The organism is Citrobacter sp. Cf132 (genome assembly GCF_030333885.1).
Lineage (GTDB): Bacteria > Pseudomonadota > Gammaproteobacteria > Enterobacterales > Enterobacteriaceae > Citrobacter > Citrobacter freundii.
Genome location: NZ_JAOWFA010000068.1, coordinates 1 through 5,163, shown reverse-complemented (window position 1 = coordinate 5,163; position 5,163 = coordinate 1). Strand labels below are relative to the sequence as shown.

Annotated in this window: 5 protein-coding genes and 1 pseudogene; 2 read left to right on the top strand and 4 right to left on the bottom strand. The window is 43.1% G+C overall.

What is annotated here, in order from left to right:
• Nucleotides 1–74 precede the first annotated feature (74 nt).
• Complete coding sequence (locus OGV85_RS18930) at nucleotides 75–839, bottom strand: DUF1883 domain-containing protein (RefSeq protein WP_286553845.1); 765 nt, start codon at nucleotides 837–839, stop codon at nucleotides 75–77.
• 168 nt (nucleotides 840–1,007) lie between these two features.
• Between OGV85_RS18930 and OGV85_RS18925 the strand changes: the two genes are divergently transcribed.
• Complete coding sequence (locus OGV85_RS18925; RefSeq protein WP_032640595.1) at nucleotides 1,008–1,622, top strand: TIR domain-containing protein; 615 nt, start codon at nucleotides 1,008–1,010, stop codon at nucleotides 1,620–1,622.
• A gap of 40 nt (nucleotides 1,623–1,662) precedes the next feature.
• Here the strand turns inward: OGV85_RS18925 and OGV85_RS18920 are convergent, their stop codons facing one another.
• Both OGV85_RS18920 and OGV85_RS18915 read right to left on the bottom strand, forming a co-directional pair.
• Nucleotides 1,663–2,370, bottom strand: a complete 708-nt coding sequence (locus OGV85_RS18920; RefSeq protein WP_032640598.1) for a hypothetical protein — start codon at nucleotides 2,368–2,370, stop codon at nucleotides 1,663–1,665.
• A 27-nt stretch (nucleotides 2,371–2,397) separates the two neighbouring features.
• On the bottom strand, nucleotides 2,398–2,964 hold the full coding sequence (locus OGV85_RS18915; RefSeq protein WP_004098835.1) for a recombinase family protein: 567 nt from the start codon (nucleotides 2,962–2,964) through the stop codon (nucleotides 2,398–2,400).
• Between the two features lie 163 nt (nucleotides 2,965–3,127).
• Between OGV85_RS18915 and OGV85_RS18910 the strand changes: the two are divergent.
• A pseudogene (locus tag OGV85_RS18910) lies at nucleotides 3,128–4,537 on the top strand (DUF4158 domain-containing protein); the annotation flags it as partial.
• A gap of 291 nt (nucleotides 4,538–4,828) precedes the next feature.
• Here OGV85_RS18910 and OGV85_RS18905 read toward each other — a convergent pair.
• Nucleotides 4,829–5,163 (bottom strand): transposase (locus OGV85_RS18905; protein WP_286553783.1); only part of this gene is annotated, 335 nt, incomplete at its 5' end.

The window sequence follows — 5,163 nt, the reverse complement described above, 5'->3', positions numbered from 1 at the left end:
ACAGCTGATAGAAACAGAAGCCACTGGAGCACCTCAAAAACACCATCATACACTAAATCAGTAAGTTGGCAGCATCACCGAGAATGCAGTAGCTCGGCTATCTCATGAGCAATTTCATCGATTGTATGAGTTGCAGTACTACGAGCAACTTTGTCTGCTAATGATGGACTAAAATCGACAACTTCTTGTTTTGTAATATTATGCCATATGGGAAGCAATATTTGCTCACCAGAAATAGCACGAGTGACGATTCCATCAAGTTCATAATTTGTCCAACCTTTGCTTATAAACGCCGGAGACAAAACTACTAACCCAACACGACTGTTTGCTAAACCTTTGTCTATTTTTTGTCTCAGGCTGTCACCAATTCTTAACGTCATTTCGTCATACCATACATTAAGGCCGTGACTGATTAATGAGTTTGCCAGAGAGCGAACAAAATCATCTTTATCCTCTGAGGCATGCGAAATAAATACGTCATGTATCTCGTTGCTCTGTGCTGTTGACGGTGGTCTGTTATCTCTTACCAGACTAGGAACTTCGCTTAACGGCCTATCCTGAATTTCAGGAAGAACCCCTGGAAGAACGCGAACAGAAGCCCTGGTACTCCCCCTTAATCCCTGCATATCTACAGCAATATGCCAATGGCCTGATGAAGGGATCTGTAACCTTATGGGGGAGCGCTTTGCTAACCCACCAATGTAGGAATGTCGTCGGCCATTCTTATAACTACTGAAGTTAGAACTATCCATTAGTCTAACATTTGCACCACTGGTAAGGGTGATTTCAACAATCTCCCCTCTTTTTCTTTGACCAAGATCATTATGGATGAATTGCATGTAAGTCTGCTCTCTTCATTTGAATTGGAAGAATGTAGCCACTTCCTGATTATACTGTATCCAGTGGTTGAGAGTATCTCTTAGTGTGAAAAAATAAATTATAAGACTTTTACTCGGTATGGATGAAGATGTAAAATCCGTAAACCAGAGAATAAATGAGGAAAAAGCGTGACCAAGCACAAAGTTTTCATCAGTTACCACCATGCTAATGACCAATGGTACAAAAACGAACTTGAAAAAATGAATGATGTTTTTGATATTTTTGTGAATCGCTCGGTATCACTTGGTGACATTGATGAAGAAGAAGAACCTCAAAAGATCAGAGAAATAATAAGGGATGAATATTTACGTGATACATCCGTTCTTATTTTACTCGTTGGGACTGAGACTAAAAATAGAAAGCATGTTGATTGGGAATTATATTCATCCATGAGGGATAGTCCCAGAAACGGCAAATCAGGTATTTTTATTATAAATCTTCCTTCAACAGGGACAAACAACATTAGAGCCAGTCATGGTGAAAATGAAAAAAATGAATTTCATCCTAATATAACCGAGTGGATAACAATCAACGACAGAACAACATATAAAGAAATATATCCATATATGCCTGAAAGAGTTATCGATAACTTGATGAGTGAAAAGTCATATATATCAATAGTCAACTGGGATCAGATACACAATAACCCAGAAAACCTTAGAAAAATGATTGAGTTAACATATCAAGATAAAGATAAGTGCGAATACGTTTTTTCTACCCCAATGAGAATGCGTAATGGCTAGCAGAAACAGTAAAGGGGAGTATGATACTCCCCTTTACTTGTTACCAATCCCATTTGGTGGTGTTCACGTTAAATGTTTGTTGAACCCGTGATGTGAAAAAATCATTTACTACTTTAAAATCGTTACATATTTTACTGTAGTTATAGTATTGCTTTTGTATTTTATTTATAGGCGTCAGGTGAACTTTTAATGGTGTATTAGTTATAACATCAATAACTTCATCCTTATCTGATATATATTTATACCATCTTTTATAATTATTTTGATTTTTAGTTAAAAATTTATTTAACACCATTAACATATCATTGCTAATATTATATAACTCATTGTCTTTTTTTGGATTCAATAGTTTCATTTCATCTCTAATAAATTGATATGTCTGATAATATGATGAGATAACTTCATCGAATGCGTCCACATTTTTCTTCAACTTAAAGATAGCTCTTTTTGAATCCAGATGATTTTTTATACTTTTGCGATATAACGTACCACTTTCATTGAACAGAACATTAACGCCGCCTAAACTTAATTTCTCTACTTTAAATGAGTATTTTTTTAAAAGATATAACGCTACAATTAGCCATATAAAAATAGATATTAGTAGTATATATATAATACCAGTTACTAAAGGTTTGTTTTTATTAAATACGGTGTAAATTGAAGGTACATATGATGAAAGATCCACTGTACACATTACAGCAATTACCGCAATGAAAGCTATCGTCCAAATTATAACAAATGTTCTCACAATTCCACCTTGTCAGTTGTAAGATAATCAATCATTGATTGGTGAACGTTCTGAATTGATAATTTTATATACGGTTGAACGCGCAATACCCATATGCTTAGCTATTTCAGTTGCTCCAGTTCCTTTATCATGCATAAATTTTATTTTATTCCTGTCTATTTTCCGTTTTCTGCCAAATTTAATTCCTTTAGACTTGGCCTCAATTCTTCCTTCATTTGTTCGTTCAAAGATGCGAGTACGTTCTGCTTGTGCCACTGCTGATAGAATTGTGACGATCATCTTCCCCATTTCTCCATCGGTACTGATCCCATCATCAATGAATCGGACTGCCACACCCAAGGCATCGAATTCTTTTATTAGTTGAATCATATCGGCAGTGTCACGACCAAGACGGTCTAGCTTCTTCACCAGAATGACATCTCCATCTTCCACCTTCATGCGCAACAGCTCAAGTCCTTCCCTGGCAGCTGAACTTCCCGATGCCTTGTCCGTAAAAATACGGTTGGCTTTTACCCCCGCGTTCTTAAGTGCTCTAATTTGAATATCTAGGGACTGCTGACTGGTTGAGACCCGTGCGTAACCAAAAAGTCGCATAAAAATGTACCTTAAATCGAATATCAGACACCTTGTGTCTATTATGGCAAAAATACGATTTAATAGACAGTCCATGCCTGCCGTTTTATGCTGTCTTATAAATTATAACATTTCGGACGGTTGCGAAATTGTTAATATATAACCGTCAGGCAGGAAGGCCTATATGCCCGTCGATTTTCTGACCACTGAGCAGGAACTGAATTATGGTCGCTATGTTGCAGAACCCAATGACGTGCAGCTGGCGCGCTATTTTCATCTTGATGAGCGAGATCTTGCCTTCATTAACCAGCGACGGGGAAGGCATAACCGGCTGGGAATTGCGCTTCAGCTCACCACCGCCCGTTTTCTGGGCACCTTTCTGACAGATTTAACCCGGGTTCTGCCGGGTGTTCAGCAATTTGTCGCGGTGCAGCTTAATATCCGCCGTCCGGAAGTCCTTTCCCGCTACGCAGAACGGGATACCACCCTCAGAGAGCATACTGCGCTGATTAAGGAATATTACGGTTACCATGAATTTGGCGATTTCCCCTGGTCTTTCCGCCTGAAGCGCCTGCTATACACCCGTGCATGGCTCAGTAATGAGCGACCCGGCCTGATGTTTGATTTTGCCACCGCCTGGTTGCTTCAGAATAAGGTCCTGCTGCCCGGAGCAACCACACTTGTACGTCTCGTCAGTGAAATACGTGAACGGGCAAATCAGCAACTTTGGAAGAAACTGGCCGCGTTGCCGGACAGCTGGCAGACCGCCCGCGTGACTGAGCTGCTGGACATTCCTGAGGGGCAGCGAATTTCACCGCTGGAGCAACTGAAAAAGGGACCTGTCACCGTCAGCGGTCCGGCATTTACCGAAGCGCTGGATCGGTATATCCGGCTGCGAAACCTGGAGTTTTCCCGACTGAGTTTTACCGGTCTGCCCGCTATACAACTACGTAATCTGGCCCGTTACGCAGGCATGGCGTCGGTAAAATATATCGCGCGAATGCCACAGCAGAGAAAGCTGGCCGTACTCACCGCATTCGTTAAAGCACAGGAGACTGCGGCGCTGGATGAAGCCGTTGATGTGCTCGATATGCTTATACTGGATATCACTCGTGCGGCGAAGAAAACGGGGCAGAAAAAACGGCTCAGGACGCTGAAAGATCTTGACCGTGCTGCGCTACTGCTGGCGCAGGCATGTTCATTGTTGCTAGCTGAGCAGGCTGACGATGCTGAACTGAGGGAGACCATATTCAGCAGCATACCGAAAAGTAGGCTGGCAGAATCCGTCAGCAAGGTAAATGAGCTGGCCCGGCCTCAGAACAACAATTTCCATGACGAAATGGTGGAACAGTACGGGCGGGTAAAGCGTTTTCTTCCGGCGGTATTGCGCGACCTGCATTTCCAGGCAGCGCCAGCCGGAGAACATACGCTGTCCGCCATTCATTATCTGACCGAACTGAACGGCTCGAAAAAGCGCATCCTGGACGATGCGCCTGAACATATTATTACCGGCCCCTGGAAACGCCTGGTATACGATGCGGAGGGCCGGATACAGCGTGCCGGTTACTCGCTTTGTCTGCTGGAGCGCCTTCAGCGGGTCCGCTTGGAAAAAGGAAATTATCCTACTATAAGGGCTTCCCCGAACAGTCAACGCCGGTATTTATGGTTTCTGTCTGCTCTTCAGTAAAAATAAAGGGGAGAGACTGCGGTACTATAAACGGCCATGATGAATCGTCATCGATTCGGGCCCTGATGAAAGACGCGCGTGAGGTTCTTGTTCGTTAAGCGGATACGTATATCCTGTACAATAGCCAGATAGGCCTCACGGGGTCTAACCCTTTATCATCAACGAATTGCAGGTCAGATGGTTATACAGCTTCGAGCTTTAGTTGACTGAGTACAGCCGGAAATCATCACCGTAATGTAGTGATGCCCAACACAGCCGCGCATTTTTGGCGGCGATGGCCACAACAGCCCGCCAGTACCCTCTGCGCTCAACCAACATACAAACCCAACGGCTGAATGAGTCAGTCCTTTTCCCGGCGCCAATAAGCACTGAACGAGCCCCCTGAACCAGAAGCGTTCGCAGATACGAATCACCGGCTTTTGTGATCCTGCCGAGTTTCGACTTTCCCCCGCTGCTGTATTGTGATGGCGTCAGCCCCAGCCAGGCTGCCAGTTGGGGTCGTCTCAGAAAACGGAAAATAAAGCACGCTAAGC

What these genes read in the sequence shown, in the direction of transcription:
- OGV85_RS18930 (WP_286553845.1), bottom strand. Translation starts at nt 839, where the DNA reads ATGCAATTCATCCATAATGATCTTGGTCAAAGAAAAAGAGGGGAGATT.
- OGV85_RS18915 (WP_004098835.1), bottom strand. Translation starts at nt 2,964, where the DNA reads ATGCGACTTTTTGGTTACGCACGGGTCTCAACCAGTCAGCAGTCCCTA.